Below are 25,894 nucleotides of genomic sequence, written 5' to 3'. Positions count from 1 at the left end.
ATGTCATAAATAAATGATTCATAATTTATTATTGTTTTTGTTGTGAAAGTTAGGTTTAATAGTTACAATATTCCTTATGTCAAAAAATATGATTGTTATAAATAAATAATTACCTTAACATTTAAAAATAATGAGAGTACTTTGCCTAATCCTACTAATAACTATTTCATTAACCGCTTTCTGTCAAAGTACAAACTGCAAAGTTTGTAGTTACGATACGAAAGTTAGGTTTAACGGAAAAAAAGTTACCGAAATATTAAGTCTCGAACTCCAAATAAACAATGGTGCAGGTACCGAATATGCGGAAGTTTCTATTCCGTTTTCCGAAAACAACAAAGTTGAAGATCTGGAAGCATGTATTTATGATTTATCCGGCAATGAAATTCGAAAACTTAAAAAGAAAGACATTCAAATAGAAACTCCCTGGAGCTACAGTAATTTTCATTCCGACGACAGGCTTTTATCCTTTAAACTCATACATACCAGCTATCCTTATATTCTTAAATACAGTTATAAATACGTCACGAAAAATTATATTTCACTTACTCATTGGACGCCTATTTTTAACAAAAAGCTTAAAGTGAACACTGCCTCTTTACATGTTGAAGTTCCCAGGGGGTTGGATATCAGGCTTTACGAGCAAAAAACACAACCGGCCGAAATCCGTCACGAAGAAGAGACCACCACCTACAATTGGAGAGTTAAAAATTTCACGGCTAATAAAGAAGAATCATTTTCGCCCGATTTTTATGATGTAAATCCTTATGTAATAGTCATGGCCGAAGATTTCCATTATGGGGTGGATGGCAAAAGTAATACCTGGAAGGATTTGGGTAATTGGGAATGCAATTTAATTGAAGGACTTGATTCACTTACTGAGAAAGAAAAAAATATCGTTTATCAACTTACCGATAGCATGGACAGCGATCTCGAAAAAACCAGGGCTTTGTATCATTACTTGCAGGATAATACGCGTTACATCAATGTTTCGTTGGATATAGGCGGACACCTTCCTTACCCTGCGTCATATGTTTGTATCAATCGTTATGGAGACTGCAAGGCGCTGACCAATTACATGAAAGCCTTGCTGAAAGAAGTAGGTATAGAATCCGTTTACACTACTATTTACGCGGACATTAAACCCAGGAGAGTGAAAAAAGATTTTCCTTCGGAACATGCCAACCATGTGATTTTATCGGTTCCTATGAATCGTGACACTATCTGGCTGGAGTGCACCGACAAAACGGCACCATTTAATTATATCGGCGCAAGTTCGCAGAACAGACTGGCCCTTTTCAACCTGCCAAACACCAGTCAGCTGGTACAAACCCCAAAGCACAGTTTAGCGGATGCACTCGAAAGCTATATGACCAAAATCAACATTAATAAAAACGTAACCTTCAACTCAAGCGGGAAATTGAAAGGCAGGAAATATGATTATTTCAAAGGCTTTGACACCAACTTGTCACCTAACGACAAAAAGGCGTATGTCGATAATGTTAATTTCTCGCACAATGCCGATATCCAAAGTGTTGAAATTGAGCGAGCGAATAGAGATTCAACCTATTTAAATATTAAGCTAAACGGCAACTCACTTCAAATAACCGAAAAACTGGGCAACAGTATATTGTTAAGCCCATTTAAAGCAATCAACTATAAACTTACTCCAATAGAAGAAAGAAAGAGTGATATTTTTGTGTATTATCCGGTTAATAAATGCGATACAATAATCTACGCTTTTGATAAAAACATAGCACTGGTCAAGGGCTTAACTACCGAAGAGGTCAATTCTGAATTTGGTGTGTACCGACGGGATTTTACGATAAAAGACAATGAATTGATAATAACCAGAACATTCCAGTTAAATCAAAACCTATATGACATTGGAAAATATGAAAACTTTTATGAATTTGTTTCCAAAGCATGCAGATTAGATCAGCAAAAAACATTAATCACCTTTTAAAACCCCAACAAAATGAAAAAGTTAGCCCTATTACTACTACATTTTATTTGTTTTTTCTCTTTTCAAAACCTCATCGGTCAGGAAGGGGATTCCGGCATGAAATTAACCCAATGTGAATTTGAACCAGATGCCCCGGCTGTTGTCATCTTTGATAAAGGGAAAACTGAATTCTTGAAAGGTGATAGAAGTTTTTACATTAGTTACCAACGTCATAAAAGAGTTAAAATATTTAAAGAATCAGCGTTTGACCAGGCCGAAGTGGAGATAGAGCTGTACATTGGAGATAGTGACTTAGAGACAGTTGATGATATTAAAGCTGCTACATACAATTATGATGGAACTAAATTAGAAGTCACTCACCTTGACAAGAATCAAATATTTAAAGAACCCATCAATAAATACTGGTATCGTAAAAAGTTTACCTTGCCTAACGTTAAGGAGGGTTGTGTTATTGAATACAGCTACAGTATCCGCACACCTTATTTTATGCATTTGCCAGATTGGGAGTTTCAGTCCGACATACCAACCATTTACAGCGAGTACCGGGTTAATATGACTCCCTTTTACACTTATACTTATAGGGCTCAAGGGTTTTCGAGGTTTGATGTTTTTGAAAACAAAGAATCTTTTAACGACCGTACTTTTGCCGGGATGATTTTTAATGATATGAATTATAAATTTGGAATGAAAAATATACCATCATTCAAAGACGAATCTTACATTTCATCGAGAGAAGATTATATACAAAAAATCGATTTCCAATTATCTGAAATTAATTATCCCAGCGGTTACACGAAAAAATACATGACCACCTGGCCCGACCTTTCAAAGGAATTTTTAGACAGTCAGGGTTTTGGTAAATACATTGGTAAAAGCGAAAAAATAGGTAGCAAGCAATTTGCCCATCTTATTGACAAACCCGAGCAAGAGAAGTTAAATGTAGTGTTAAACCACATGAAAGCGAATTTTAAACCCAATGGTTATACCAACAAATGGGCATCAAAAACCATTAAGGAGTTTACCAAGGAAAAAACAGGCAATACGGCCAACATTAACTTAATGGCGCTCGGTATACTAAGGGGAATAGGAATAAAAGCCGAACCTGTCATTATTAGCACCCGTGATCACGGCAAGGTTAGCGACCAATTTCCTTTCTCGGACCTTTTTAACAATGTAATTATATTGGCTACCATTGATGGAAAACAAAAACTGTTGGATGCAACAGATGCATACTGTCCCAACAATATGATACCAGCCCGCTGTTATAATGGCAAAGGTTACATCGTTAAAGAAGATAGCGAAGCCTGGGTTCATGTACGCAGCATAGCTGCCTCTATGACATCAACCACCATGAAATATGCCCTAAACCCCGAAACCAATCTAATTGAAGGGTTTGGACATATACGTAACAGCGGCCACACCTCTGTTTCGGAACGTAAAAAATACAACAGGGATAAGGACGAATTTGTCAACAAATTAAAAGATAAAGGGCTTGATCTCACCAAAGATTTATCCGTTATGGATATAGATGACAATTCTAAGATATTCCAATATGATTTTACATTTAAGAGCGAAGTAGACAATATTGATGGTCATATTATTTTTGCGCCATTCCTTAAGTTACCCAACCAGACTAACCCCTTTAAACAAGAAAAAAGAGAACTGGCCATAGATATCGTTTACCCGATCTCGGAGAGTTACCAAGCCGAAATAGAAATTCCAACCGGTTATCAAATCGAACAATTACCTGAGGCTTATTCAAACAATAGCGAAAACACCCAAATGATTTTTAATGCGAAAAAATCAGGTGATAATAAAGTGTTAATCCGCGCTACCATTAAACTTAAGAAACCCGTTTTTGCGGCAGCAACTTATCCTGAACTAAAAAGATTGTTTAATAAGGTGATTGAAAAACTTAACCAGAAAATTGTGATCGTCAAAGACCAGGAGGTCGCTCAGAAATAGGTCATTAGTTAGATCTGAGAATCGTGTTATTTAACGGAATTACCGAACGGATATGTTTCAACATGTGCGGTGCGAACCCGTTCGGTATATTTTTTGATTGCAACACTTATAAAAACTTTCCCCTACGAAACATGAAGCAAATGATTTTTTAGTGTACGCTTTAAAATCTTTTCTGGTTGATCTGCAATTAACTTCCACCAGACATCGTCTAAACCGACATCCCATTCTTCTATTTTACTTTTACAAACCACCCAGTCATGCCACTCCCCTAAATCTTTGCCTAATTTTTCTTTATGGGCAACTTTTGAATATCCAACATTTACGCCGAACACCTCTTTAAGTGTAACCAACAAAAAAAACTGTTCCTTGACCAAACGTCGTATCAAATGGAAATCGGTTTCTTTTTGGGCCAATTCTTTAGATATCTTTTTTTCATCCCTATTAATACGGTGTTTCAAATGATGAATAACCATATCAGCTCTTACGTGCAGTGTTTCCTTAAATCCTAAAATTAAATCCTGGCGAACCTGTTTTATGTTTATTTGTTCCAAACTTTCCTCCAATGCCTGGCTGGCTTTTTTTATGTTTTTATCGGTTATTCGTTTAACAGTTTTATACGGCTTAAAGGGCAGCGTCTGTTTGGCTCTTTTTAATATAAGTTGGTTGTCGCGGATAATCCCTGTGAGCTTAAACAGTTTATGGACTGTCTTGACCGATTTATAAAAGTCTTTCGAAATATTCCCCATACATAAATCAAGCACTTTCAACAGGGCAAATATTTGTTTTAAATCAAGCCTTAAATTATGAATATCCTTTTTGTCCGTATAGCGATTCGATTTTTGCAGGTTTTTATGGAACGAGTTTAATAAATTACCTGCATGTCTTACCAATCTTTTCATATACTTTAATAATTTGCAAAATATTGATGGCCGGTGCGATTTTCAACCTGCAATGATAAAGTTAATAAGGAATGGACAGGAATATGCTTTTGGGAGATAATATTTTTTAAAAAAGTCATAAAAAAAGCCGAGAGAATTTCTTCTATCGGCTTTTAAGGGTGGTGCCACCTGGGATCGAACCAGGGACACATGGATTTTCAGTCCATTGCTCTACCTACTGAGCTATGGCACCCCTTGTTTCTTGAGGTCTGTTTTTATTCAGAATTTATATTTTAATGTGGTACCACCTGGGATCGAACCAGGGACACATGGATTTTCAGTCCATTGCTCTACCTACTGAGCTATGGTACCTTCATTATTTAGTTCTTTCTACCGCTTTCAGTAGAAGTGCATTTTCGCTTAAGGCGGTGCAAATATACACAAAGATTTTTTTCTTCAAAACCATTTTTAAAATTATCATTTAATTTTGGCGACGAGGGCATTGAAATACGTTGTTCTTTAGTACTTTTGCACTCCAATATTTTTTTATGGAATTTTATAGACATACACTAAATAATGGAATCAGAATAATTCACAAGCCCGAAAACAGCGAAGTCGGTTATTGCGGGATAATTATCAATGCGGGTTCCAGAGATGAGGGTGAGAACGAACATGGCATGGCTCATTTTATTGAACATGTTGTTTTTAAAGGCACAAAAAAACGCAAGGCATTTCATGTGTTGAGCCGTTTGGAGGATGTGGGAGGCGAACTAAACGCCTATACCACAAAAGAGGAAACTTGCATTTATGCCACGTATTTAAAGGAAGATTATGAAAGGTCGATGGAGCTGATTGCCGATATCACTTTTCATTCGGTGTTTCCCGACAAGGAATTGATCAAGGAAAAGGAAGTTATCATTGACGAAATAAATTCGTACAAAGACTCTCCGGCAGAACTGATATTCGATGATTTTGAGGAGTTGCTTTATCCTGATCACCCAATTGGAAGAAATATCCTGGGAACACCGGAAGCATTGAAGTATTTTACGCGCAAAGATATATTTAGATTTATCCAAAACAACTACCATACCGACCAAATGGTTTTTTGCTCTGTTGGAAAGCATGACTTCAAAATGGTAGTGAGGTTGGCGGAAAAATATTTTGGTGAGATTCCTGAGAATAGAAGAATGATAAAGAGGAAGCCCATATTAAAGCATTCTCCTAAGATTGTGCGAGTGGATAAGGATACCTACCAAAGTCATGTCGTGATAGGCGGCACTGCCTATGATTATAATCATCCCAAACGACTAGGCTTACACCTTTTAAACAATTTGTTGGGTGGCCCGGGAATGAACAGCAGGCTGAATATGTCCCTGCGCGAAAAACGAGGAATAGCTTATAATATTGAGTCGTCCTATACTGCGTTTTACGGTACGGGTGTATTCTCGGTTTATTTTGGAACGGATAAAAAAAATGTGGACAAAAGCCTTAAAATCGTTATTGCCGAACTCAATATGCTTCGCAATAAAGGACTGGGGACCCTGCAGCTTCATAAGGCAAAGCGTCAACTTAAAGGTCAAATCGCTATCTCGTCCGAAAACAAGGAGAACTTAATGTTGAATCTGGGTAAGAGTTATCTGCTGTACAATAAGGTGGATACTTTGGAATATATCTACAATAAGATAGATAAGCTTACCGCTTCCGATCTTTTGCAAATATCCAATGAATGCCTTAATCCAGATGAGATGTCGCAACTTATTTATTTGTAGAACATGTTCAATCAAAACATAGAATTAGAGAATTATATCTTAGAACATATAAACAAGGAGGACGAACTTTTATATGAGCTCAACCGGAAAACCCACCTTCATATTCTACGACCGCGAATGCTCTCGGGGCATTTGCAAGGGCAAATTTTAAAGATGATTTGCAGGATGATCAGGCCAAAGCAAATCCTGGAGATCGGCACTTTTACCGGATACTCCTGTATTTGTATGGCCCAAACATTGCCGGAAGATGGATTTGTTGACACCATCGACATTGACGATGAGATAGAACCCTTTACACAATCATTCTTTGATAAATCGGGCTTGGCCCATAAAATTAAAATGCACATTGGCGATGCATTGGAAATAATGCCGTCCTTGAATAAAAAATATGATCTGGTATTTATGGATGGGGATAAAAGGCAATATCCCCAATATTACAGGCAAGTGTTTGATATGCTGAATCCCGGAGGGTATATCCTGGCCGATAATGTTTTGTGGGACGGCAAGGTGACGGAACCTTTGGATGTAAACGACACGTATACGCTGGGCATCCTGGAGTTTAACCGAATGGTAAAGGAGGATGACCGGGTAGAGAAAGTAATATTTCCTTTTCGGGATGGCATATTTGTTATTCGGAAGAAATAAAACCACTTAATTAAACTTTCCTATCTTCCCGGTGTTTAACCAATCAAAAAAACAAAAACTATGACAGGTATTTTTTACGGTTCATCGGTTGGCAATACGAGATTTGTAGCCGAAAAATTGGCAGGACTTATTTCCGGTTCCGAATTGAATCCCGTGGAGCAGGCCACGCAACCCGATATTGAAAAATACGATTTCCTGATTTTAGGAACTTCTACCTGGGGGGTAGGTAATTTACAGGATGATTTTGAGACTTTCGTTGACACTCTGGTAGAATGCAATTTGGAGGGTAGAAAAGTGGCCATGTTCGGTCTTGGGGATCAATTTACATATCCCGATACTTTTTGCAATGGGATGGGCAAATTATACGAATTAATAAAGAACAAGGGTTGCGAGTTTGTAGGTGCTTGGCCCTCGGAGGAATACGATTTTTCAGATTCTTTGGCTCTTGTGGGCGGGAAATTTGTAGGCCTGGCTTTGGATGAGGATAATGAGCCGGATTTAACGGATTACAGATTAGAAAAATGGGTTAAACTACTTTGATCCAATAATTAACTGATCCATATCTTTTTTGTCGAATAAGGTAGGATAGTCGTCCATAAAATGATCCATTACGGCTCTCATTAAAGTTTCTCGCATAAACTTCGACTTGTTGCTGATTCTGTTTTTTTTGCAGTACCATTCCATGGCCTCCTTTTCTTTTTCGTTGAGCAAGAACGAAGTACGGTGATTTCTTCGGAGTACTGCTGCACGAGTTTTTTGAACAGGCTTGTTGATGTTTTTACGTCCCTTTTTGGCCATTAGCTTAATTCCTATGTATTTAGCGCAAAAATAATAAAAAATAGATGGTTTGCTAAAGCAATAGTGCAAAATATGCTATTGCTGCCTGATTCAAAGCACCAACGTATTCAGCTATTTCTGCCATTAAAATACATCAAATGCGTAATTAACACGCTTTAACTTATTTTGATGTTCTTTCATTAAACTTTGGTCTATATTTGTTGTGTAGATTTTTTTTCATAGATTTAGATTTAACAAAGCTGATTTTAAGGGTAAAGGATAGATGTTTCCATCTATCCTTTTTTTATTGTTAAATTCTTACCTTCTTTTTTTTGCTCAATCAATTTTTTCTCGTTATATTATTGCTATAATAACCTATTGAACCGTAGCACCATGGATAATGTATTTTTAAAGTATATGCGAGAAAGGGTAGGAAAAGCGGATGAATTAAAGGCTCCTGTTTCCGATGGCCCTGTAATTACTATTTCCAGGGAATATGGATGCCCCGGAAAAAGAATTGGTCAACACCTTACCAATGTTCTTACCGAACGATTAAGGAGAGAAGGAAAGGACGTGAAATGGAGATGGATCAGCAAAGAGATTCTGGAAGAGTCGGCCAGGGAACTAAAGCTAACCCCTTCGTTGGTTAAGGACTTGGCAGAATATAAAAACCGGAGCTTTTTTGAGAATATTGCGTTGTTTTTTTCCGACACGTACTACCCCAGTGATGCCAAGATCAACAATACGATTGCTAATTTTATTCACTCCGCGGCAAGCGAAGGTAATGTGGTTATCGTAGGTAGGGCCGCAGAAGCTATCACCAAAAACTTCAAGAAATCGTTCCATGTTAAGCTGATAGCTCCTTTAGAATGGAGGGCAGAGATTGTCAGCAAAAAGTATGGAAAAACCATGTCGGAAGCCAAGCGCGAATGTCAGGATATGGATAGGAGAAGAACCATGTTTAGGGCTTACTTCGAAAAGGGGGTTCCCGATGTCCAGTTTTACGATATTTTCTTTAATTGCAAGGAAATGACCGATGATGAAATTGTTGAGTTGATAGTGATTATTGCTGAAACGCGTGGTTTTGTGTAAGATTTAATGGATGTGAAAGTATGAGTCCGCCAGTTTTTTGGCGGACTTTTTTGCTATAAGTAAAAATCCATTAATTGAATTGCGTGGGAATAGTATCCTGTGCCGAATAGGTTGAGGTGGTTCAAGACGTGATACAGCAAATAAATGTTCTCCCGATATGTGTAACCATCTTTTAAAGGCAGCGTCTGTTGATATCCTTTGTAAAACTCGCCTGAGAATCCACCAAACAGTTTGGTCATCGCCAGGTCGGCCTCGCGATGACCGTAATAAACCGCCGGATCAATTAGCACTGCATTCCCGCTGCTGTCGATCAGGTAGTTTCCTCCCCATAGATCCCCGTGTAAAAGAGATGGACGTTCTTCGGAACCTGAAAGGATTTCCGGTAGTTGCCGTTCAATACTCTTAAATTTGTTTTTAAGGCTGGTATTGGCATAACCGTTTTTTTCAGCTAATTTGTATTGATATAGTAATCTCTTTTCATGGTAGAAGTCTAACCAGTTTTCATTGGGGGAGTTTATTTGGGGAGTTGCCCCGATAAAATTATCTTCATAAAATCCGAAGTTGCTCCCTGTGTATTGATGCATCTGCGCAAAGCTACAGCCAAAATTAAACATGGCTTCCCTGCTTTTGCCGCCTTGTTCAATATATTCCAACAATAAAAAGTCTTCGTCAACCGCTACCACTTTGGGGGTTTTGATGGAGGCTGATTTCTCTAATTCTTTTAATCCATTGGCTTCGCAAGGGAACATGCCATTGGAGAATCCTTGTTTTAAGAAAAAAGCTTTGCCCGATGCTGTTTTGATGATTTGAGAGTTGGCAATGCATCCTCCACCTTGTGATAAGCTTCCAACAATATCCTCATTGACAATACCGGAAATCCGATTGATTAAAGCTTCATTCACTTTCTAATTTTTTAATTAATCCTTCGCATGCATCCTCCAACAAATCCAATACCAATTCGAAACCTGCTGCACCGCCATAATAGGGATCTGGTACAGAGTCGTGCTGAAAATTATTGCAATAATCGGTCATCTTGCTGAGCTTAGAATGATCATATTTGTTTGGCGCCAGGGCGTTCAGGTCATTCATATTTTGCTGGTCCATGCCAATAATATAATCAAATTCAAGAAAATCCTTTGGTGTTGTAATCGGGCGGCTAATACTGGTCAGTGTGTAGTTTCTTCGGTAAGCATGTTGCTGCATCCTCGAATCTGCTGGGTCGCCTTCGTGGTATCCGGTTATTCCTGCAGAATCAACAAAATACTTTTCGCTTAAACCATGTGCTTCCAATTTGGCTTTCATCACGGCTTCGGCACTTGGTGAGCGACATATGTTTCCTAAACAAACAAATAATATTTTCTTTTTACTCATGAGTGAAGTTTTTGGAAAAATACAAAAATACCGCAGATTATAAAAAAGAAAGCCTGTCTTAGGACAGACAGGCATACGGAAACATTCTAAAAAACTAACCTAAACCTCACACACATTTTGAATGTTCCTATTATTGGGGACCAGGAGAGCATTTTTATTACACGCAAATTACAACCATATGGGTCAGATGTCAATATATTTTTATACTCCAATGTCTTTTTTATCATTTTTTAACAAATGGAGATATCTTCATATGACCGTAAGTTTCAGATATTGTGCAGGATATATAATAGGTTGGCGCCTGAAAATAATTTAAAATAAATCTTACAATAGTTTGAACCTGCGAAAAAACATGCAAATTGTTGAATCTGAACCGTGTTTGATGACCGTTATCATTGAGAATGGGACAATCTCCTTTTAATTTTATCATATTATAAATGGTTCCTAAAATATCTTGTTTTGAAAACTACCATAATAAAAAACATTAAGGAGCTTACCGGAATTGTGACAGACTCAAAATTGATGTTTCGTTCCGGAAAAGACATGTCTGTTTTGAATAGCATTGAAGATGCCTATTTGCTAATCGAAGGTGATATTATAACAGACTTTGGCAGCATGAAGGCGTTACCTATTCAATACTATGATGAGGAAATTGATGCAACGGGCAAAACTATATTGCCAGCCTGGTGCGACTCGCATACGCATTTGGTATTCCCCAAAACAAGGGAAATAGAATACATAGATAAAATAAAAGGCCTTTCGTACGAGGAGATTGCCAGGCGAGGTGGTGGTATTCTGAATTCTTCTATGGCTATGGAGAAAATCTCCGAAGATCAACTTATTGAAGAGGCGATGGGCAGGCTTGAAGAGCTGATTTGCTGGGGAACCGGGGCTGTGGAGATAAAAAGCGGTTACGGTCTTTCTATCGAAACCGAGCTTAAAATGCTCCGGGTTATAAAGAGGATGAAAGAGCTTAGTCCGCTTACCGTTAAGTCTACCTTTTTGGGAGCACATGCCTTACCCTTAACATATAAAGATAACCGGGAAGCATATGTGAAATTGGTTATTGATGAGATGATTCCTGCAGTGGCCAAGGAGGAACTGGCCGATTATATCGACGTATTCTGTGACAAAGGATTCTTCACAGTTGAAGAAACCGATAAAATATTGGAAGCAGGCGCCAAATATAACCTGGCTCCTAAGATTCATGCTAACGAGTTGGATTATTCCGGTGGAGTTCAAGTGGGTGTAAAACACAATGCGCGCTCTGTTGATCATTTGGAATTTGTTGGGAATGCTGAGATTGAATCCTTATTGAATTCGAAAACGATGCCAACGGTTTTGCCGGGGGCTGCTTTCTTTTTAAATATGAAATATGCACCTGTGCGCAAAATGATTTCTGCAGGCTTGCCAGTGGCATTGGCTACCGACTTTAACCCGGGTTCATCGCCTTCTGGCAATATGCAGTTCATTATCTCCATGGGCAGCATCCTTTATAAAATGTTACCTGCCGAGGCCATTAATGCGGTCACAATCAACAGTGCTTATGCTATGGGTGTAGAAAGTGAGTTAGGATCGATAACGGTTGGTAAAAAAGCCAATCTGATTATTACAAAGCAAATTCCCAATATAGCGTATATTCCATATTACTATGGGGAAAATAAGATCGATACCATGATTATTAACGGAGAAATAATTAAAAAACCCTTAAATATTTAATATATGCAGCAATTAATAGAATGTGTCCCCAATTTTAGCGAAGGACGCGATATGAATGTAATTAATCAAATTACCGACGAAATAAAAAAAGTAGAAGGGGTTAGTTTAATTGATGTTGATCCAGGTAAAGCAACCAATCGAACGGTTGTTACCATGGTAGGGACGCCCAATGAGGTTTTGGAGGCTGCATTTCAGGCAATTAAAAAGGCCAGGGAGCTTATTGATATGCGTAAACATAAAGGTGCACACCCTCGTTTTGGTGCTACAGACGTTTGTCCGTTGGTTCCGGTTTCCAATATTACCATGGATGAAGTGGTTAAATATGCGCTTAAGTTAGCCAAACGAATAGGGAATGAATTAAATATACCTATATATTGTTACGAGAGTGCAGCACAAATAAAAGTTAGAAAAAACCTGGCAGAATGCAGGAAAGGAGAGTATGAAGCTTTGGGCGAAAGGATTCAGAGCAACGAATGGAAACCTGATTTTGGCTCGCGCCAGTGGGATGAGGAAACGCAAAAGTCCGGGGCCACTGCCGTTGGCGCACGGAATTTTTTAATCGCGTATAACGTAAATTTAAATACAACCAGTATTCGCAGGGCAAATACAGTTGCTTTTGATATTCGGGAGCGAGGCCGTGTAAAGCGCGAAGGAGGAACGTTGACTGGAAAGATTATAAAAGACGGAAAAGGCAATCCGGTTAACGAACCAGGTTTGTTGAAGTCGGTAAAAGGAATTGGTTGGTATATTGAGGAATACGGGATTGCCCAAATTTCCTTAAACCTTACAGATATCGCAGTCACAAGTATGCACAAGGCTTTTGATACGGCATGTGAAAGAGCAACCGCAAACGGACTCCGAGTAACAGGTTCGGAATTGGTGGGGGTTGTCCCTTTGCAGGCAATGATAGACGCAGGTAAATATTTCCTTAAAAAACAAAGGAGATCGACCGGTATTTCCGATAAGGAAATAATTAAAATAGCAGTAAAGTCTCTTGGATTGGATGAATTATATCCTTTTGAAGCGGATAAGAAGATTATTGAATATATTCTGGAGAAGGAGTCGAACAAAAACAAAAAAAAGCTGGTGGACATGAGCCTGACCGACTTTGTTCATGAAACAGCAAGCGAGTCACCCGCACCGGGAGGAGGGTCTGTATCGGCATACCTGGGTGCTGTTGGCGCTGCGTTGGGAACCATGGTTGCCAATCTATCCTCACATAAAAGAGGCTGGGATGATCGCGTTGAGGAATTTTCTGAATGGGCAGAAAAAGGAAAGCGTTTTCACGACGAGTTGTTAAAAATGGTGGATGAAGATACCCGTGCCTTTAATATGATTATGGATGCTTTTCAGTTGCCCAAAAAATCCGAAGAGGAAATAAAATCCAGACAAGACGCCATTGAGCGTGCAACAAAATATGCTATTGAGGTTCCTTTTAAAACAATGCAGTTATGCTGCAATTCGATGGAGGTGATGTTGGAGATGGCCAAAGTTGGAAATCCAAATTCAATTTCCGATGCCGGGGTTGGCGCTATCAGCGCGCGCAGTGGTGTGGTAGGTGCCTGGCTAAACGTTAAAATCAATGCCAAAGATCTTAATGATAAAAACTTTGTTGGAGAAGTTTTGTCTGAAGGTAAGTCTATTGTTGAAAAGGCAAGTAAGATGGAGGTCGAGATCCTGAATTTGGTTGAACATGGATTTTTTGAACAGTGACGATCTAAATTCAGGCTTAGTTAATTTTTTACTGTGTTTTTTATTATACTTGTGATTCGTTCTGTTAATAAAATGATGTTCGTGTTAACGTGTTATGAAAGTGTTGGTTTTGTTTGTAAATAGCTTTTCATATTGTCCTAAGGTGCAAAACCTGGACGATGCCCCAGACCCGGGTGAGGGAAAGAGCTTCAGTGACTCTATCCTGGCATTTATTCAGGTGGAAAAAGACGATGAGGATAAGGACTTGTTGAGTCGGGAGAAAAAGCTGGTGAATCACTTAAAATGGACGGCTAGAAAAAATGACACCAAACGCGTGGTTTTGCATTCATTTGCTCATCTGTCCGAAAGTAAGGCGTCAAGCGGTTTTACAAAAGATTTATTTGATGCAGCCCAAAAAAGACTGGAAAATTCGGATTTTGAAGTGGCCCAAACGCCGTTTGGGTATTTTTTGGATTTAAAGATTGACGCTCCGGGCAGCTCGCTCGCTCGTATTTGGGCCAGTTTATAGTTTAATATATGGTTGAGATCAAGTAAATATGCCAACACATATCAAAGGTTGGCAATATGCAATGCGTCATAAACGTGAAGTTATTATAAATAAATATAGTGATTGCCTTACCGCGGAAGAACTTATGTATGAGGCCCGGAAGATGGAGGAATTGATTCAGCCTCAATTTGTGGAAATTGGATATATGTACAAAGCACGATGGCAACACATTGGTGAGGTGTTTGTGAGTTTAGGTATGCTAGATCAGGACTTTAGTCTTGAGGGTTTTATGTATTCGGATTATCTAAAGGAGCGTGCCCAGAATCAAACTAAACTGATTTTCATTTTTTCTATTGTCATGACTTTGCTTTTAGGCAACTTGTGATTGGTGTTTGTTTTCAACCCGCAATATGCATTAGAAATTCTATTACACATTGAAATTACTTTAAAACAAGGCACTTCGTTGCATCACTTCAACTCACCAGAACGATAATATGCTTCGTTTCAGTAATGCCTTGTATTATTGTACTTGCAATGCTCATGACGAACCTCCAATACATAATCCCGGTACAACGGGAGACTGCGGCGGGAGGAGATAAAGCAAACCAAGGCCATTCGGTTCTCGAACCAACATTTTGCCGACATGGGAGGAACCGGCCTGGGACTGTCGATCGCAAAAACTATGGTGGAATTATTGGGTGGTCAAATTAGATTAAAAAGTGAGCTGAATGTTGGAACGCAATTTACTTTTACACATCCGATTTGATATTCCTTGCTGAACAAGATAGGTTATATGCTTCACAATTCATCAATTTGCGATAGCTGATCATCTGAAAGCTTTCTTTCGTCATTCATCAGATGAGTGATGAAGGTCATTTTTGCCGCGTTTTCCAAAACTTCAATTCTGTTAAAGGCTTTAATCATTTTGGAACCGATAGCAGTGATACCGTGATTTTCCATGATTAAAACTTTATTTTCGGCAAAGGTGTCACTTACATTTTTGGCAAGTTCCTCAGAGCCCACCAAACCATACGGAGCCACAACGGGTTCTTTAATAATCATTCGTGATTCGGCAATAAGGTGCGCATTGATTGGGATGTCCATGGCAGAAAATGCTGATGCAAATATAGTGTGGCAATGCACAATGGCGTTGACGGTGGGATGATCCTTGTATATTTGAAGGTGCATTGTGGTTTCGAGGCTGGGTTTAAGATGTGGGGTCAGGTTGATACCGCTAAAATCAATAATAGCCACCTGGCTGCCTTCAAGCTCCCCTTTGTCAATGCCTGTTGCGGTAATAATAACATGCTCACCTAATCGTTTGCTGATATTTCCGCCTAAGCTGGTGGTAAGGTTTTTATTATACAATCGTCGCATAAATCGAGCTACCTCATTGCGCTCTTCTATATAAAGGTCTTTAGTTTCCATAGCCATCTGTATGTTGCGATTAAAGCTAATGGAAATCTATTTATTTTAAAAGAAATATTTAAAAAAGAACGAGGTGAATATTCCTGTTGGAAACATCTCCCCGTCTTTTTTTAAAATAAATAAGTGCCTGCAATATAACTCGTTGGTTACAAAACCTTCGTTAAGAAGCGGTCAAAGAGAAGGTCTGTGAAGCCAGAAAAAACGGTCATACGGCTGCGGGATGTGCAAACGCGTATTTTACGTTTATTGGCAACTGCTACATAAAAAGATCGTTATCTCGATTCGAAGTCCTTGCAGGCAGCCAATATGCCATCAAACAATTCTTGCGCATCAGATGCAGCCATGGCTGAAAAGGCGACCCGCAATATATTGTTGAGGTTGATAACTCCGATGCTGTATTTTTTTATCAAAATTTCCCTGATCGCTTCACCATCCAGCCCTTCCTTTAGTTTGACGCACATAAAATACCCTGAATTATATGGAAGAGGAGTAAAGTACTCGCCATATTTGTCATCAGTTAACACATCTTTAATGGCCTGATATCGGGTTTTCATGAGTACAAACTTCGAGTGTTTCTGTTCTGGGTAATCAGGCGACTCGAAAGCGTGTAACAACAAGGACTGACTTAGGTTTGATGAATTGGATATGTTTCCGCGAACTGCGCCAGCTGTTTTCATTTCAAGTGCATGATACAAATCTGCATCTGCTCCCTTAATTCCATAGGTGATAAATCCTACGCGAAAACCCCATACATAATCTTCCTTCGTTGCCCCGTCTATCTTTACTGCCAACACATTTTCGTGTAAATCGGCCAAGTTGGCGAAAATGGATTCTTTGGCAATTCCTTCTTCAAACACAAGGCCAAAATATGCATCGTCTATAATTACCACAATCTTCTTTCCCGTTTCGGCGGCTTCTTTTATGGTTGCAGTAATGGCATCCATTTCTTCGTTGGTAGGGGTATATCCGGTCGGATTATTAGGGAAGTTAAGTATCACTATCTTTTTCTCGCCTCCCGACATCAAACTAACCTTTAAAGCTTCGGTGTCAAATCCCCCGTCTTTAAACAAATTAAACTTGTTAAACTTTACGCCATAGGCATTTATCAGTGCTAAATTGTAGTTGCCCCAAAATAAGTCGGGCACAATAATTTCCTGATCTTCGTCCATGAACAGGTAGCCGGCCATACTAAGGCCATGTGTAAGGGCGCTGGTTACTATGGGCAGGCTCAGTTCTTTACCTTTAAGTTTACTGTTTTTCTCGTATATCATTTCTTTCCACTTGCTTCTTAAATCGGGACGGCCGAAACTGGGCGCATAGGGAAAGGACAGTGATGGATCCAAATCTATCTTTGAGGCAATCGATTCTAATCGCATTGGCGTTCCATCGTCTTCAATGGCGGCTCCAATGGTGGCATTTATCTTGGTGCCCTTCGCTTCTGCAGTCTGACCTAAAATCCCTTTTTTGGGGAAAAAAATATTTTTCCCTTTTTCGGATAATAATTCAAAAACAACAGGATTTTTTGAAATAATAACCTCGTTTAATTCTTGTGCTTGCGGATTCATCGTTACAATTACGTTTTGTGTGAATATTTTTTTGCGTACAATAATTGGTGCGTATTGCAAATTTGCTAAAAAAAGAGCAGTTTATTAACAAATTATTATGGGAAAGGTTGAAAAAAGATAAATTATTGTGGGAGCGAAGCTGGCATTACATATTCCAATGTGCTTTGGCAATCTTTTTAATGGATTCGGCCCCAACGGCATCCCAGTCGATATTTTCTCTGCTAACAAATCTTATATCCGAGATATCATCCTTGATATGCATTTGATCCCACCCTTGCACCTTACACCTGAAAGCCAGGTCGCAAGTGTAAACGGAATAACCCGAAAAAACATATTCGTTGGGAAAAGATGTTAAGTATTCCAACTCAGTTACGGTTAGGTTTAATTCTTCTTTTATTTCCCTTGTCAAAGCATGTTCAACGGATTCATTAGGGTCGACAAAACCGCCCGGCAAGTCCAGCATACCTTTGTTGGGGTCGAATGCCCTTACTGTTAAAAGTAGTTCGCCCTTCTCATTTTCGATCAGAGCAGCGACAGCGGCCGCTCCATTAATAAAAAAATGAAAACTACAGTTGCCACATAAGAAAGAGCGTTCGCCTTCAAAGTGAAACTTTTCAGAACCGCACTTGGGGCAGAATTTTAGTACCTTTTCGGGTTTTGTCATCGATTGGGTTTAATGGTCAATAGTGCATCAGTCAGTGGTAGTATTACAACCCTGACCGAGGACCATTGACGAATCACTAATATATTACCCCCACAAATTAGAGGGATACACGCCTTTATCAATTAAAGCTTGTAAGCTTTGCTGTACAATTGGTTTGTCTTCTTGATAAGTAACACCAAACCATTTGGCATCGCTGGACAATACCTTGGTTGTAGCCCTTCCGGCTTTAATCATTTTATCCACCAATGCATTAAAATAGAATTCTGATTTCATTTCAGTTCCTTTTTCCTCAAGGAAAGCCAAAAAGCCTTCTTCTAATGCGGAGAAGAAGGAGTTTTTAAATGCCCAGAAATTCATGGACACAGGTTCTTTACCGGTTAGCTCGGTTGTTTCTTCGCCTTCGTAAAAGACCACTTTACCGTCAAGATATCCAATTTTAGTACGCTCCACTATGTTCGCTAAGTTATTGTTCGTATCTGTTTCGCAAACACCACGCGATACCGTACCGTATTCGGATAAAGTATTATCCAGATAATAGCCTACCATTGCGTATTCGGTGTCGCTCGTGCTCGTTTCCACAAAGTCCACCACCGTTTGGTAAGCCTCACGTCCATAAAAATCGTCGGCATTAATAATGGCAAAAGGTCCCTGAATAGCTTCTTTGGCCATCAGCATGGCATGTCCTGTACCCCATGGTTTCTCTCTTCCTTCGGGTACAGAAAAACCTTCAGGTAATATATCTAGCTCCTGATACACATAATCAACCTCTATTTTCCCCGCCAACATAGGGTCGAACCTTTCTTTAAACTGATCGGCAAAAGAATGACGAATCACAAATACAACTTTTTTAAATCCAGCCTGAATAGCATCGTAAACAGAATAGTCTATAATTGATTCTCCGTTGGGGCCTAAGGTGTCCAATTGTTTTAATCCTCCATAGCGACTGCCCATTCCGGCTGCCAGTACTAAAAGTGTAGGTTTCATATTATTTAGCGTTTTGTATAAAATTCATTCAAAGGTAAAAACCTTGCTGTAAAGTAGGGGGAGATTATCTATAAATTAATTGTTTTCTTTGAAATCATTTATTAAGCCCTCGTACATCCAGTTAGCCAGCGCTTGTCTGTTGTTTTGTATGATGAATCGTTGCTGGTCGCGGTAGTTTCGAATGTTGCCCAATTCAACAAATACTGCTGTTGGGTATGTTTTTCGCAAAAGGTATAAATTACGGCTGTTTACCACACCGGAATACCCTCTCGACGGCTGATGTTTGTTATACTTTTCGTCAAATACCTTTAATATGGATTGAGCGGTGGCTTTACCTGATTTGCTTTTAGGTGCATGGTAAAAAAACACATCAATTTCTTTTCCCTTGCTTCTTGAATCTACATGGATAACCACACACCTTTGGTATGAGGGCTTGTTTTGGATATACAATTTGTTTACGGCATCGGTACGTTGTTGTAAGCGGTTGATCTGTTTTAAGGGGATAGCTTCCCCCAAACATGTTTCATCTTTGTCGGATTCAAGATAAGAGTCGTCTCGGATGCCATCGTTTTTATCTTCTATTATCATATGCACCGTTGCCCCGTTTTCCTGCAACTTTTTTGCTAGTCGTAATGTGATATCGTAAGCATACTCATCTTCTGACAAGGTTTTACTGCCATATTTTCCTAGTGCGCCGGGGTCTGGGCCTCCATGTCCGCTAACCAAATGAAAAACCGCACCCTTTAGCGCATCAGATTCCAGTTCGAAATTTTCTCTTTCCTTACCATATAAAGGTTCGTAAATCGTAGTGCTTGTTTCTGGAAGTATATACTTTACACCGATTAACAAGGTGTTGTTTTTGCCTAGTTTGGATTTGTTCAGCTCGAGAAATTCCGTCTTTAAATCGTCAGAATTAAGGCTGTTGCGTTTTAAAAAGGCATACAGTCCTTCTCCGTTTTTTGGGGTAGAATATTTTGTTTTAACAGTTTCTTGTGCTTCTGCAGGCAGAAGCACAAACCCTATCAATAAGATCAATAATCTTTTTATCATCTTTAATCTGTTCTGGTAAAAGAAATTTCCTCTTATGTGCAAAAATAATTCTTTTCTTCATTAATAAAAGCTTGTTCTCAGTGACTTTTGAGTTGTAACGTTATTTTATTTAGAATTATTCTAAAAATGTTTGCAAAATAAGTTAAGTGTGCTTAAGTTTGCAACAAAGCAAACTGAAAAAATGAATTCAACGTCTGTCGAGAATTTTTTGAAAAATATCTTCACCTTAAAAAATGATGAAGGGGAAAAGGCCTCCATGACTAATTTGTCGATGCGTTTAGGGATTTCGGGGCCTGCCATAACAGATATGGCCAAAAAATTATCGGCAAAAGGACTGGTTAACTATGAGCCTTACAAAGAGCTTGAGTTAACTCCTCAGGGATTAAACTTTGCGATAAAGGTGATTCGCCGCCATCGGATTTGGGAAATGTTTTTGCACCAGGTTTTAAAAATGGATTTGGATGAAGTGCATATGGAGGCTGATATGTTGGAACATCAAACTTCGGATAGGTTGCTGGCAAAAATGGATGACTATCTGGGAAAACCGAAGTTTGATCCGCACGGGGACCCTATTCCCGGCACGGATGGATCCATACAAAGGCATAAAAACGCTATTAAAATGAATGAATGCGAAGAAGGTGAACAATATAAGATTGTTCGTTTAATTTATGCCGACGAAGAAGTACAGCAGATGTTCAAGCATTATAAGGTTGAAACAGGAAAAAGCTTTAAGGTAGTGAAAATGTTTGCTTTGGATAACTCGATGGAAATAGAATTTGATGGAAGAAAGGTGCATTTGTCACCGGTTCTTCAAAAAAAAATTTATTGTAAGTACTTGGATGCGTAATAAATAAATGATTGAAAATATAAAAACATTGTAAATAATTATTTTTGAAACAAATAAGATGGAAAATATAGCATTCCCACAAATTTTAATGGCGTTTGGCCTAACCCTGTTTGCGGGGCTGGCCACTGGAATTGGCAGTGCCATGGCATTTTTCGCCAAAAGAACCAATACTAAGTTTTTATCGCTGGCCTTGGGATTTTCGGCAGGGGTAATGATCTATGTTTCATTTGTCGAGATATTTTTTAAGGCCAAGGACAGTTTGACTGAATCCTACGGCGTGGTTTCAGGAACATGGGCAACCGTGATATCGTTTTTTGGGGGGATTGCATTGATAGCAATCATTGACAAAATGATCCCTTCGGCAGAAAACCCGCACGAAATGGAAAAGATTGAGGATATGACCGAAGAAAAACGGAGAAAAAGCACCCACCTGATGCGTATGGGAGTTTTTACGGCACTGGCCATTGCAATTCATAACTTTCCGGAGGGCTTGGCTACTTTTACGGCGGCATTAACCGATCCGAATCTGGGTATCGCCATTGCCGTGGCCATAGCCATCCATAATATACCGGAAGGGATTGCGGTTTCAGTACCTATTTACTATGCTACAGGAAGCAAGCGTAGAGCTTTCCGGTTAAGTTTCCTTTCGGGTTTAGCTGAGCCGGTTGGCGCCTTGGTGGGTTACCTTATCTTAATGCCATTTCTATCACCAACCTTGTTTGGGATTATATTTGCCGGAGTAGCAGGAATTATGGTTTTTATTAGCTTGGACGAACTATTGCCGGCAGCCCAAAAATACGGGGAACACCATTTGTCAATTTACGGGCTGGTTACCGGTATGGCCATTATGGCCTTAAGTTTATTGATGTTTTTGTAAAGCAAAGACTGATTTGCGGAAAACGAATGTAGGATTGATGAAGAAACGCGGCAAATTAATGTGTTTGTCAGTTTATTTATCAACATTAAAAAAGTCAAATGAAATGAGAATAATAATATTGATTTTAACTGGGTTGATATTGGTGGCGAATAACAACGCCCAACATACCGATGCCAATATATTTGGGGATGTTCAAAGTAAAGGAGAGCATCTTCCTTTTGTAAGTATATATGTTAAAGGGACCAACAAGGGGACAGCCACCGATATGTCGGGACATTATATGCTGATAGATTTGAAACCGGGAAAGCATATCATTGTAGCCAACAGTGTGGGGTATAAGCCTGTTGAAAAAGAAGTGGTTGTGAAAGCAGGTCAAAGTATCGAGATCAATTTTGTGTTGGAAGAACAAATAATGGCCATAGATGATGTGGTGATCACAGGAACAAAAACGTTCAAGCGCAGGACTGAATCGCCTGTAATAGTAAACGTGATGGAAGGGAAAACACTGGAGTTGGTACAGGCCAATACTTTATCGGAAGGCTTGGTGTTTCAACCGGGAATACGATTGGAGACGGATTGTCAGACTTGTAATTACACCCAATTGCGTATGAATGGCTTAGGAGGAGGGTATTCTCAGATATTAATTAACAGTCGCCCGGTGTTCAGTCCGTTGACCGGATTATACGGTTTGGAGCAGATTCCCGCCAACATGATTGAGCGTATCGAGGTAGTAAGGGGAGGCGCGTCTGCTTTGTATGGCGCAGGTGCAATTGGCGGAACCGTAAATGTGATTACGCGTCCTCCGGATAGAAACGCATACGCTGTAAATACAAATACGGCAATAATCAATGGCGAATCAAATGATTTTATGGCAAATGTTAATGTGAGCGCGGTTTCAGATAGAAGAAATTCAGGATTGAGTTTGTTTGCCTCGCACCGAAAACGGGATTCTTACGATCATAATGGGGACGGTTATAGTGAGATGGCACAGCTTAAAAATAATTCGTTTGGGGTAAATGCTTTTCTTTTACCGGCTCCCAATCATAAAATTGAATTTAACCTGTCGTCAATGTACGAATATAGATACGGTGGTAATAAAGAAGATGGGCCGGCATATCTGGCCGACCAAAGTGAGGAACGAGTACATAATGTGTTGATGGGAGGGGTTGATTATAGTGTAAATTTTAATGAAAATTTATCGTCATTTGCCGCTTACCTGGCCTTGCAGCGAACAGATCGAGACCATTATACGGGTATTGTGCCTGATGTGGGCGAATTAAGTGGCAGTGGTGAGGATCTTTACGAAAAGCACATTAAAGAACCGCCTTATGGCGTTACCGATAATCAAACGTATATTGGTGGCATTCAGCTTAACCACATGTTATCTGATTTTATCTCAGGAAAAAATAATTTGACTTTTGGTTTAGAGTACAATTACGATATGGTGGATGATGAAATTTTAGCATATCAATATATTATCGATCAAACCACTAAAAATTTCGGTACCTTTTTACAAAGTGACTGGGCAATAAACCGAAAATTGACCCTGTTGACGGGCGTGAGGGCCGACAAACATAATATGGTGGATGAATTGATTCTCAGCCCTAGGGTATCTTTATTGTATAAGTTGTCGAATTGGCAATTCAGAACGGGTTGGTCTACCGGATTTAGGCCGCCACAAGCGTTTGATGCCGATATGCATATAGCATTTGCCGGCGGTGGAATTCAGAAAGTGCAATTGGCCGCGGATTTAAAAGAGGAACGTTCAAAAAGTTGGAGTGCATCCATTAATTACGATTATCCTCATAAGCATTTTATTTTTGGTTTTACCTTGGAAGGCTTCTATACAAATTTAAATAATGCTTTTATACTTGAAGAAATGGGCGTTGATGAAGATGGTAATTCTATTCTCGAAAAAAGGAACGGTGACGGATCAACGGTTAAGGGCGGTACTGTTGAGGTAAGAGGAAATTATAACAGAAAAGTGCAGTTGGAAGCCGGAGCAACCATTCAAACCAGTCGCTTTGATGAGGCAGTTGAATGGTCGGAGGAATTGTCGGGAGAAAAAGATTATTTGCGAACGCCTCAAGAATACGGATATTATACCCTTACATACACTCCCCGGTCTGGGTTTAAGGCTGCTCTATCAGGAGTATATACTGGCTCCATGTTGATTCCGCATTTTGGAGTGCCTGATGATCCGGGAACGCCTGAGCAGGATGCGCTTATCACATCGTCATCCTTTTTGGAGAATAACCTAAAGCTGTCGTACCAGTATGATTGGTTTGAAAAAGGTATGAGTATAGAGCTATTCACAGGGGTACAGAATATTTTTAATGAATACCAGGATGATTTTGATACCGGTAAAAACAGGGATAGTGGTTATATATATGGGCCATCCCGTCCGCGAACGGTTTTTATAGGCTTAAAACTATCCAGTTTGTAGTAATGATATAATTCATAATATATACCACGATACTTTTGTACCTTGTATCGTTTTTTTAATTAATTTATAATATGGAAGGATTAAAAACTTATATAAGCGAAAACAAAAATCGTTTTCTTGCAGAATTGTTCGAATTGCTTCGAATCCCATCAATTAGTAGTATAGAGTCGCACAAACCGGATATGTACAGGGCGGCAGAATTGTGGAAGAAAATACTACTGGATGCCGGTGCCGATAAGGCTGAAATTTTCGAGACGGAAGGCAATCCAATTACCTACGGAGAGAAGCTCATTGATCCGAAATTGCCAACGATAATGGTGTATGCACATATGGATGTGATGCCAGTAGATCCCATAGAACTATGGGATACCGATCCGTTTGAGCCTACCGTAAAAGACGGAAATATATACGCTCGAGGTGCCGACGATGATAAGGGACAGAGCTTTATGCATGCCAAAGCATTCGAGTATATGGTAAAGACCAACCAATTACCTTGTAATGTTAAATTCCTGATTGAAGGGGAAGAGGAAGTCGGGTCTGTTAACCTGCCTAAATTTTGCATGGAGCACAAAGAGATGCTCAAGGCCGATGTGATTCTGGTTTCCGATACTTCTATGATTTCACCAGGTATTCCTTCCATTACTACCGGACTTAGGGGTTTGGCCTATTGGGAGGTAGAGGTGACCGGACCGAATCGCGACTTACATTCGGGATTATTTGGCGGTGCCGTCGCCAACCCAATTAACGTGCTCGCTAAATTGATCGCGCAAATGACGGATGAGGAAGGTAAAATTACCATACCAGGATTTTATGATGATGTGATTGAGGTTACGCCCGAAGAACGCAAAAAGATGGCGCAAGCACCCTTTGATGAAGAAAATTATAAGGGAGCTGTGGGCGTAAAAGAGTTAAGTGGGGAAAAAGGTTACTCAACCAATGAGCGAACCGGTATTCGTCCTTCTTTTGATGTATGTGGCATTTGGGGTGGATATACGGGCGAAGGAGCTAAAACCGTATTGCCATCCAAGGCATATGCAAAGATTTCTACCAGGCTGGTTCCTAACCAGGATCATCATAAAATAGCGGAGCTATTTAAAAACCACTTTGAATCCATTGCCCCGGAAAGTGTTAAAGTGGAGGTGAAAAGCTTACATGGTGGTCAGGGTTATGTTTGTCCGATCGATATGCCGGAATACCAGGCTGCCGAGCAAGCATATGAAAAAGTATTTAGTCGCAAGCCGGTGCCTGTGCGAAGTGGCGGCTCAATTCCTATAATATCTACGTTTGAAGACATCCTGGGTGTTAAATCCATCTTAATGGGCTTTGGCTTGGAATCGGATGCCATTCATTCGCCTAACGAAAATTATCCGTTGGAGCAGTTCTTTACAGGGATTGAGGCCATTCCATATTTCTACGAATATTATGCAGCATTAAGGAAGTAAAGTATATTGTATGTATTATTTGAGGTGCCGACAAGTTTTGTCGGCATTTTTTTTCTCTCCATATTGAAAACAAGGAAGAAGTGCCTTGTTGATGGGGAATGGGTGAATTAGAAAATTTAATCCCTTAGTACGTATAATACATGATGTTTCATGAAATGAATGTTCAGGAGGATTAACCGGTAAATAGAGAAGTCCCAATTTAGAAGACTAAT

24 protein-coding genes and 2 tRNA genes are annotated in these 25,894 nt (G+C 39.4%); 15 read left to right on the top strand and 11 right to left on the bottom strand.

Annotated elements, in window-relative coordinates:
- Nucleotides 1–130: 130 nt before the first annotated feature.
- Nucleotides 131–1,963 (top strand): DUF3857 domain-containing protein, encoded by a 1,833-nt coding sequence (locus tag ACRD64_RS02215; protein ID WP_430931519.1) that lies wholly within the window; start codon nucleotides 131–133, stop codon nucleotides 1,961–1,963.
- A gap of 12 nt (nucleotides 1,964–1,975) precedes the next feature.
- Complete coding sequence (locus ACRD64_RS02210; RefSeq protein WP_430931518.1) at nucleotides 1,976–3,928, top strand: DUF3857 domain-containing protein; 1,953 nt, start codon at nucleotides 1,976–1,978, stop codon at nucleotides 3,926–3,928.
- Between the two features lie 122 nt (nucleotides 3,929–4,050).
- Here the strand turns inward: ACRD64_RS02210 and ACRD64_RS02205 are convergent, their stop codons facing one another.
- From ACRD64_RS02205 to ACRD64_RS02195, 3 genes are all read right to left on the bottom strand, one after another.
- Nucleotides 4,051–4,827: a CHAD domain-containing protein gene (locus tag ACRD64_RS02205; protein WP_430931517.1), complete on the bottom strand. Its 777-nt coding sequence runs from the start codon at nucleotides 4,825–4,827 to the stop codon at nucleotides 4,051–4,053.
- A 159-nt stretch (nucleotides 4,828–4,986) separates the two neighbouring features.
- A tRNA-Phe gene (locus ACRD64_RS02200) sits at nucleotides 4,987–5,059 on the bottom strand.
- 46 nt (nucleotides 5,060–5,105) lie between these two features.
- Nucleotides 5,106–5,178, bottom strand: a tRNA-Phe gene (locus ACRD64_RS02195).
- Nucleotides 5,179–5,354: 176 nt separating this feature from the next.
- On the opposite strand from ACRD64_RS02195, the gene ACRD64_RS02190 reads away from it, so the two are divergent.
- The 3 genes from ACRD64_RS02190 to ACRD64_RS02180 are packed head-to-tail and all read left to right on the top strand — an operon-like array spanning nucleotide 5,355 to nucleotide 7,760.
- Nucleotides 5,355–6,575, top strand: a complete 1,221-nt coding sequence (locus tag ACRD64_RS02190) for a M16 family metallopeptidase (protein WP_430931516.1) — start codon at nucleotides 5,355–5,357, stop codon at nucleotides 6,573–6,575.
- A 3-nt stretch (nucleotides 6,576–6,578) separates the two neighbouring features.
- Complete coding sequence (locus tag ACRD64_RS02185) at nucleotides 6,579–7,220, top strand: O-methyltransferase (protein WP_430931515.1); 642 nt, start codon at nucleotides 6,579–6,581, stop codon at nucleotides 7,218–7,220.
- Nucleotides 7,221–7,280: 60 nt separating this feature from the next.
- Nucleotides 7,281–7,760 carry a flavodoxin gene (locus ACRD64_RS02180; RefSeq protein ID WP_430931514.1) on the top strand — a complete coding sequence of 160 codons (480 nt, stop codon included), beginning with the start codon at nucleotides 7,281–7,283 and terminating at the stop codon, nucleotides 7,758–7,760.
- Here the strand turns inward: ACRD64_RS02180 and ACRD64_RS02175 are convergent.
- Entirely contained in the window at nucleotides 7,752–8,018 is a 267-nt protein-coding gene (locus ACRD64_RS02175) for a hypothetical protein (protein WP_430931513.1), read from the bottom strand. The genes ACRD64_RS02180 and ACRD64_RS02175 overlap by 9 nt on opposite strands.
- 372 nt (nucleotides 8,019–8,390) lie before the next feature.
- Here ACRD64_RS02175 and ACRD64_RS02170 point away from each other — a divergent pair, with 372 nt between their 5' ends.
- Nucleotides 8,391–9,089: an AAA family ATPase gene (locus ACRD64_RS02170; protein WP_430931512.1), complete on the top strand. Its 699-nt coding sequence runs from the start codon at nucleotides 8,391–8,393 to the stop codon at nucleotides 9,087–9,089.
- A 53-nt stretch (nucleotides 9,090–9,142) separates the two neighbouring features.
- Here the strand turns inward: ACRD64_RS02170 and ACRD64_RS02165 are convergent, their stop codons facing one another.
- Both ACRD64_RS02165 and ACRD64_RS02160 read right to left on the bottom strand, forming a co-directional pair.
- Nucleotides 9,143–9,991, bottom strand: a complete 849-nt coding sequence (locus ACRD64_RS02165) for a fructosamine kinase family protein (RefSeq protein ID WP_430931511.1) — start codon at nucleotides 9,989–9,991, stop codon at nucleotides 9,143–9,145.
- Nucleotides 9,984–10,460 (bottom strand): low molecular weight protein-tyrosine-phosphatase, encoded by a 477-nt coding sequence (locus tag ACRD64_RS02160; protein WP_430931510.1) that lies wholly within the window; start codon nucleotides 10,458–10,460, stop codon nucleotides 9,984–9,986. Before ACRD64_RS02160 ends, ACRD64_RS02165 begins: the two co-directional genes overlap by 8 nt.
- A gap of 459 nt (nucleotides 10,461–10,919) precedes the next feature.
- Here ACRD64_RS02160 and hutI point away from each other — a divergent pair, with 459 nt between their 5' ends.
- The 5 genes from hutI to ACRD64_RS02135 all read left to right on the top strand — a co-directional run bounded on the left by hutI (nucleotide 10,920) and on the right by ACRD64_RS02135 (nucleotide 15,145).
- Nucleotides 10,920–12,179, top strand: a complete 1,260-nt coding sequence (hutI, locus tag ACRD64_RS02155; RefSeq protein WP_430931509.1) for an imidazolonepropionase — start codon at nucleotides 10,920–10,922, stop codon at nucleotides 12,177–12,179.
- 3 nt (nucleotides 12,180–12,182) lie between these two features.
- Entirely contained in the window at nucleotides 12,183–13,892 is a 1,710-nt protein-coding gene (ftcD, locus tag ACRD64_RS02150) for a glutamate formimidoyltransferase (protein ID WP_430931508.1), read from the top strand.
- A gap of 94 nt (nucleotides 13,893–13,986) precedes the next feature.
- Complete coding sequence (locus tag ACRD64_RS02145) at nucleotides 13,987–14,400, top strand: threonyl-tRNA synthetase editing domain-containing protein (protein ID WP_430931507.1); 414 nt, start codon at nucleotides 13,987–13,989, stop codon at nucleotides 14,398–14,400.
- Nucleotides 14,401–14,428: 28 nt separating this feature from the next.
- Nucleotides 14,429–14,764, top strand: coding sequence for a hypothetical protein (locus ACRD64_RS02140; protein ID WP_430931506.1), 336 nt, complete (start codon nucleotides 14,429–14,431; stop codon nucleotides 14,762–14,764).
- A 195-nt stretch (nucleotides 14,765–14,959) separates the two neighbouring features.
- Nucleotides 14,960–15,145, top strand: a complete 186-nt coding sequence (locus ACRD64_RS02135; protein ID WP_430931639.1) for an ATP-binding protein — start codon at nucleotides 14,960–14,962, stop codon at nucleotides 15,143–15,145.
- Between the two features lie 32 nt (nucleotides 15,146–15,177).
- Here ACRD64_RS02135 and ACRD64_RS02130 read toward each other — a convergent pair whose 3' ends face one another.
- From ACRD64_RS02130 to ACRD64_RS02110, 5 genes are all read right to left on the bottom strand, one after another.
- Entirely contained in the window at nucleotides 15,178–15,807 is a 630-nt protein-coding gene (locus tag ACRD64_RS02130) for a class II aldolase/adducin family protein (protein WP_430931505.1), read from the bottom strand.
- 272 nt (nucleotides 15,808–16,079) lie between these two features.
- A complete protein-coding gene (locus tag ACRD64_RS02125) occupies nucleotides 16,080–17,372 on the bottom strand; it encodes an aminotransferase class I/II-fold pyridoxal phosphate-dependent enzyme (protein ID WP_430931504.1) in 1,293 nt (430 codons plus the stop codon).
- Between the two features lie 145 nt (nucleotides 17,373–17,517).
- Complete coding sequence (locus ACRD64_RS02120; RefSeq protein WP_430931503.1) at nucleotides 17,518–18,036, bottom strand: NUDIX hydrolase; 519 nt, start codon at nucleotides 18,034–18,036, stop codon at nucleotides 17,518–17,520.
- An 84-nt stretch (nucleotides 18,037–18,120) separates the two neighbouring features.
- A complete protein-coding gene (locus tag ACRD64_RS02115; RefSeq protein ID WP_430931502.1) occupies nucleotides 18,121–19,020 on the bottom strand; it encodes a nucleotidyltransferase family protein in 900 nt (299 codons plus the stop codon).
- 75 nt (nucleotides 19,021–19,095) lie between these two features.
- Nucleotides 19,096–20,070, bottom strand: a complete 975-nt coding sequence (locus tag ACRD64_RS02110) for an N-acetylmuramoyl-L-alanine amidase family protein (RefSeq protein WP_430931501.1) — start codon at nucleotides 20,068–20,070, stop codon at nucleotides 19,096–19,098.
- Between the two features lie 148 nt (nucleotides 20,071–20,218).
- Here ACRD64_RS02110 and ACRD64_RS02105 point away from each other — a divergent pair, with 148 nt between their 5' ends.
- The 4 genes from ACRD64_RS02105 to ACRD64_RS02090 all read left to right on the top strand — a co-directional run bounded on the left by ACRD64_RS02105 (nucleotide 20,219) and on the right by ACRD64_RS02090 (nucleotide 25,682).
- Complete coding sequence (locus ACRD64_RS02105) at nucleotides 20,219–20,917, top strand: metal-dependent transcriptional regulator (protein ID WP_430931500.1); 699 nt, start codon at nucleotides 20,219–20,221, stop codon at nucleotides 20,915–20,917.
- Between the two features lie 58 nt (nucleotides 20,918–20,975).
- A complete protein-coding gene (gene zupT, locus ACRD64_RS02100) occupies nucleotides 20,976–21,794 on the top strand; it encodes a zinc transporter ZupT (protein WP_430931499.1) in 819 nt (272 codons plus the stop codon).
- A 103-nt stretch (nucleotides 21,795–21,897) separates the two neighbouring features.
- Nucleotides 21,898–24,240, top strand: coding sequence for a TonB-dependent receptor (locus tag ACRD64_RS02095; RefSeq protein ID WP_430931498.1), 2,343 nt, complete (start codon nucleotides 21,898–21,900; stop codon nucleotides 24,238–24,240).
- A gap of 71 nt (nucleotides 24,241–24,311) precedes the next feature.
- On the top strand, nucleotides 24,312–25,682 hold the full coding sequence (locus ACRD64_RS02090) for a dipeptidase (RefSeq protein ID WP_430931497.1): 1,371 nt from the start codon (nucleotides 24,312–24,314) through the stop codon (nucleotides 25,680–25,682).
- Nucleotides 25,683–25,894 lie beyond the last annotated feature (212 nt).

Origin of the sequence: Saccharicrinis sp. 156 (assembly GCF_050589685.1) — a bacterium.
Classification (GTDB): Bacteria; Bacteroidota; Bacteroidia; order Bacteroidales; family Marinilabiliaceae; genus Saccharicrinis.
This window is presented reverse-complemented; position numbering and strand designations above follow the sequence as displayed.

Coding starts and splice junctions, on each gene's coding strand:
- ACRD64_RS02175 (WP_430931513.1), bottom strand. CDS start 8,018: ATGGCCAAAAAGGGACGTAAAAACATCAACAAGCCTGTTCAAAAAACT.
- ACRD64_RS02185 (WP_430931515.1), top strand. CDS start 6,579: ATGTTCAATCAAAACATAGAATTAGAGAATTATATCTTAGAACATATA.
- ftcD (WP_430931508.1), top strand. CDS start 12,183: ATGCAGCAATTAATAGAATGTGTCCCCAATTTTAGCGAAGGACGCGAT.
- ACRD64_RS02090 (WP_430931497.1), top strand. CDS start 24,312: ATGGAAGGATTAAAAACTTATATAAGCGAAAACAAAAATCGTTTTCTT.
- zupT (WP_430931499.1), top strand. CDS start 20,976: ATGGAAAATATAGCATTCCCACAAATTTTAATGGCGTTTGGCCTAACC.
- ACRD64_RS02190 (WP_430931516.1), top strand. CDS start 5,355: ATGGAATTTTATAGACATACACTAAATAATGGAATCAGAATAATTCAC.
- ACRD64_RS02205 (WP_430931517.1), bottom strand. CDS start 4,827: ATGAAAAGATTGGTAAGACATGCAGGTAATTTATTAAACTCGTTCCAT.
- ACRD64_RS02170 (WP_430931512.1), top strand. CDS start 8,391: ATGGATAATGTATTTTTAAAGTATATGCGAGAAAGGGTAGGAAAAGCG.
- ACRD64_RS02095 (WP_430931498.1), top strand. CDS start 21,898: ATGAGAATAATAATATTGATTTTAACTGGGTTGATATTGGTGGCGAAT.
- ACRD64_RS02160 (WP_430931510.1), bottom strand. CDS start 10,460: ATGAGTAAAAAGAAAATATTATTTGTTTGTTTAGGAAACATATGTCGC.
- ACRD64_RS02140 (WP_430931506.1), top strand. CDS start 14,429: ATGCCAACACATATCAAAGGTTGGCAATATGCAATGCGTCATAAACGT.
- ACRD64_RS02110 (WP_430931501.1), bottom strand. CDS start 20,070: ATGATAAAAAGATTATTGATCTTATTGATAGGGTTTGTGCTTCTGCCT.
- ACRD64_RS02215 (WP_430931519.1), top strand. CDS start 131: ATGAGAGTACTTTGCCTAATCCTACTAATAACTATTTCATTAACCGCT.
- ACRD64_RS02115 (WP_430931502.1), bottom strand. CDS start 19,020: ATGAAACCTACACTTTTAGTACTGGCAGCCGGAATGGGCAGTCGCTAT.
- ACRD64_RS02180 (WP_430931514.1), top strand. CDS start 7,281: ATGACAGGTATTTTTTACGGTTCATCGGTTGGCAATACGAGATTTGTA.
- ACRD64_RS02125 (WP_430931504.1), bottom strand. CDS start 17,372: ATGAATCCGCAAGCACAAGAATTAAACGAGGTTATTATTTCAAAAAAT.
- ACRD64_RS02120 (WP_430931503.1), bottom strand. CDS start 18,036: ATGACAAAACCCGAAAAGGTACTAAAATTCTGCCCCAAGTGCGGTTCT.
- ACRD64_RS02145 (WP_430931507.1), top strand. CDS start 13,987: ATGAAAGTGTTGGTTTTGTTTGTAAATAGCTTTTCATATTGTCCTAAG.
- ACRD64_RS02130 (WP_430931505.1), bottom strand. CDS start 15,807: ATGGAAACTAAAGACCTTTATATAGAAGAGCGCAATGAGGTAGCTCGA.
- ACRD64_RS02210 (WP_430931518.1), top strand. CDS start 1,976: ATGAAAAAGTTAGCCCTATTACTACTACATTTTATTTGTTTTTTCTCT.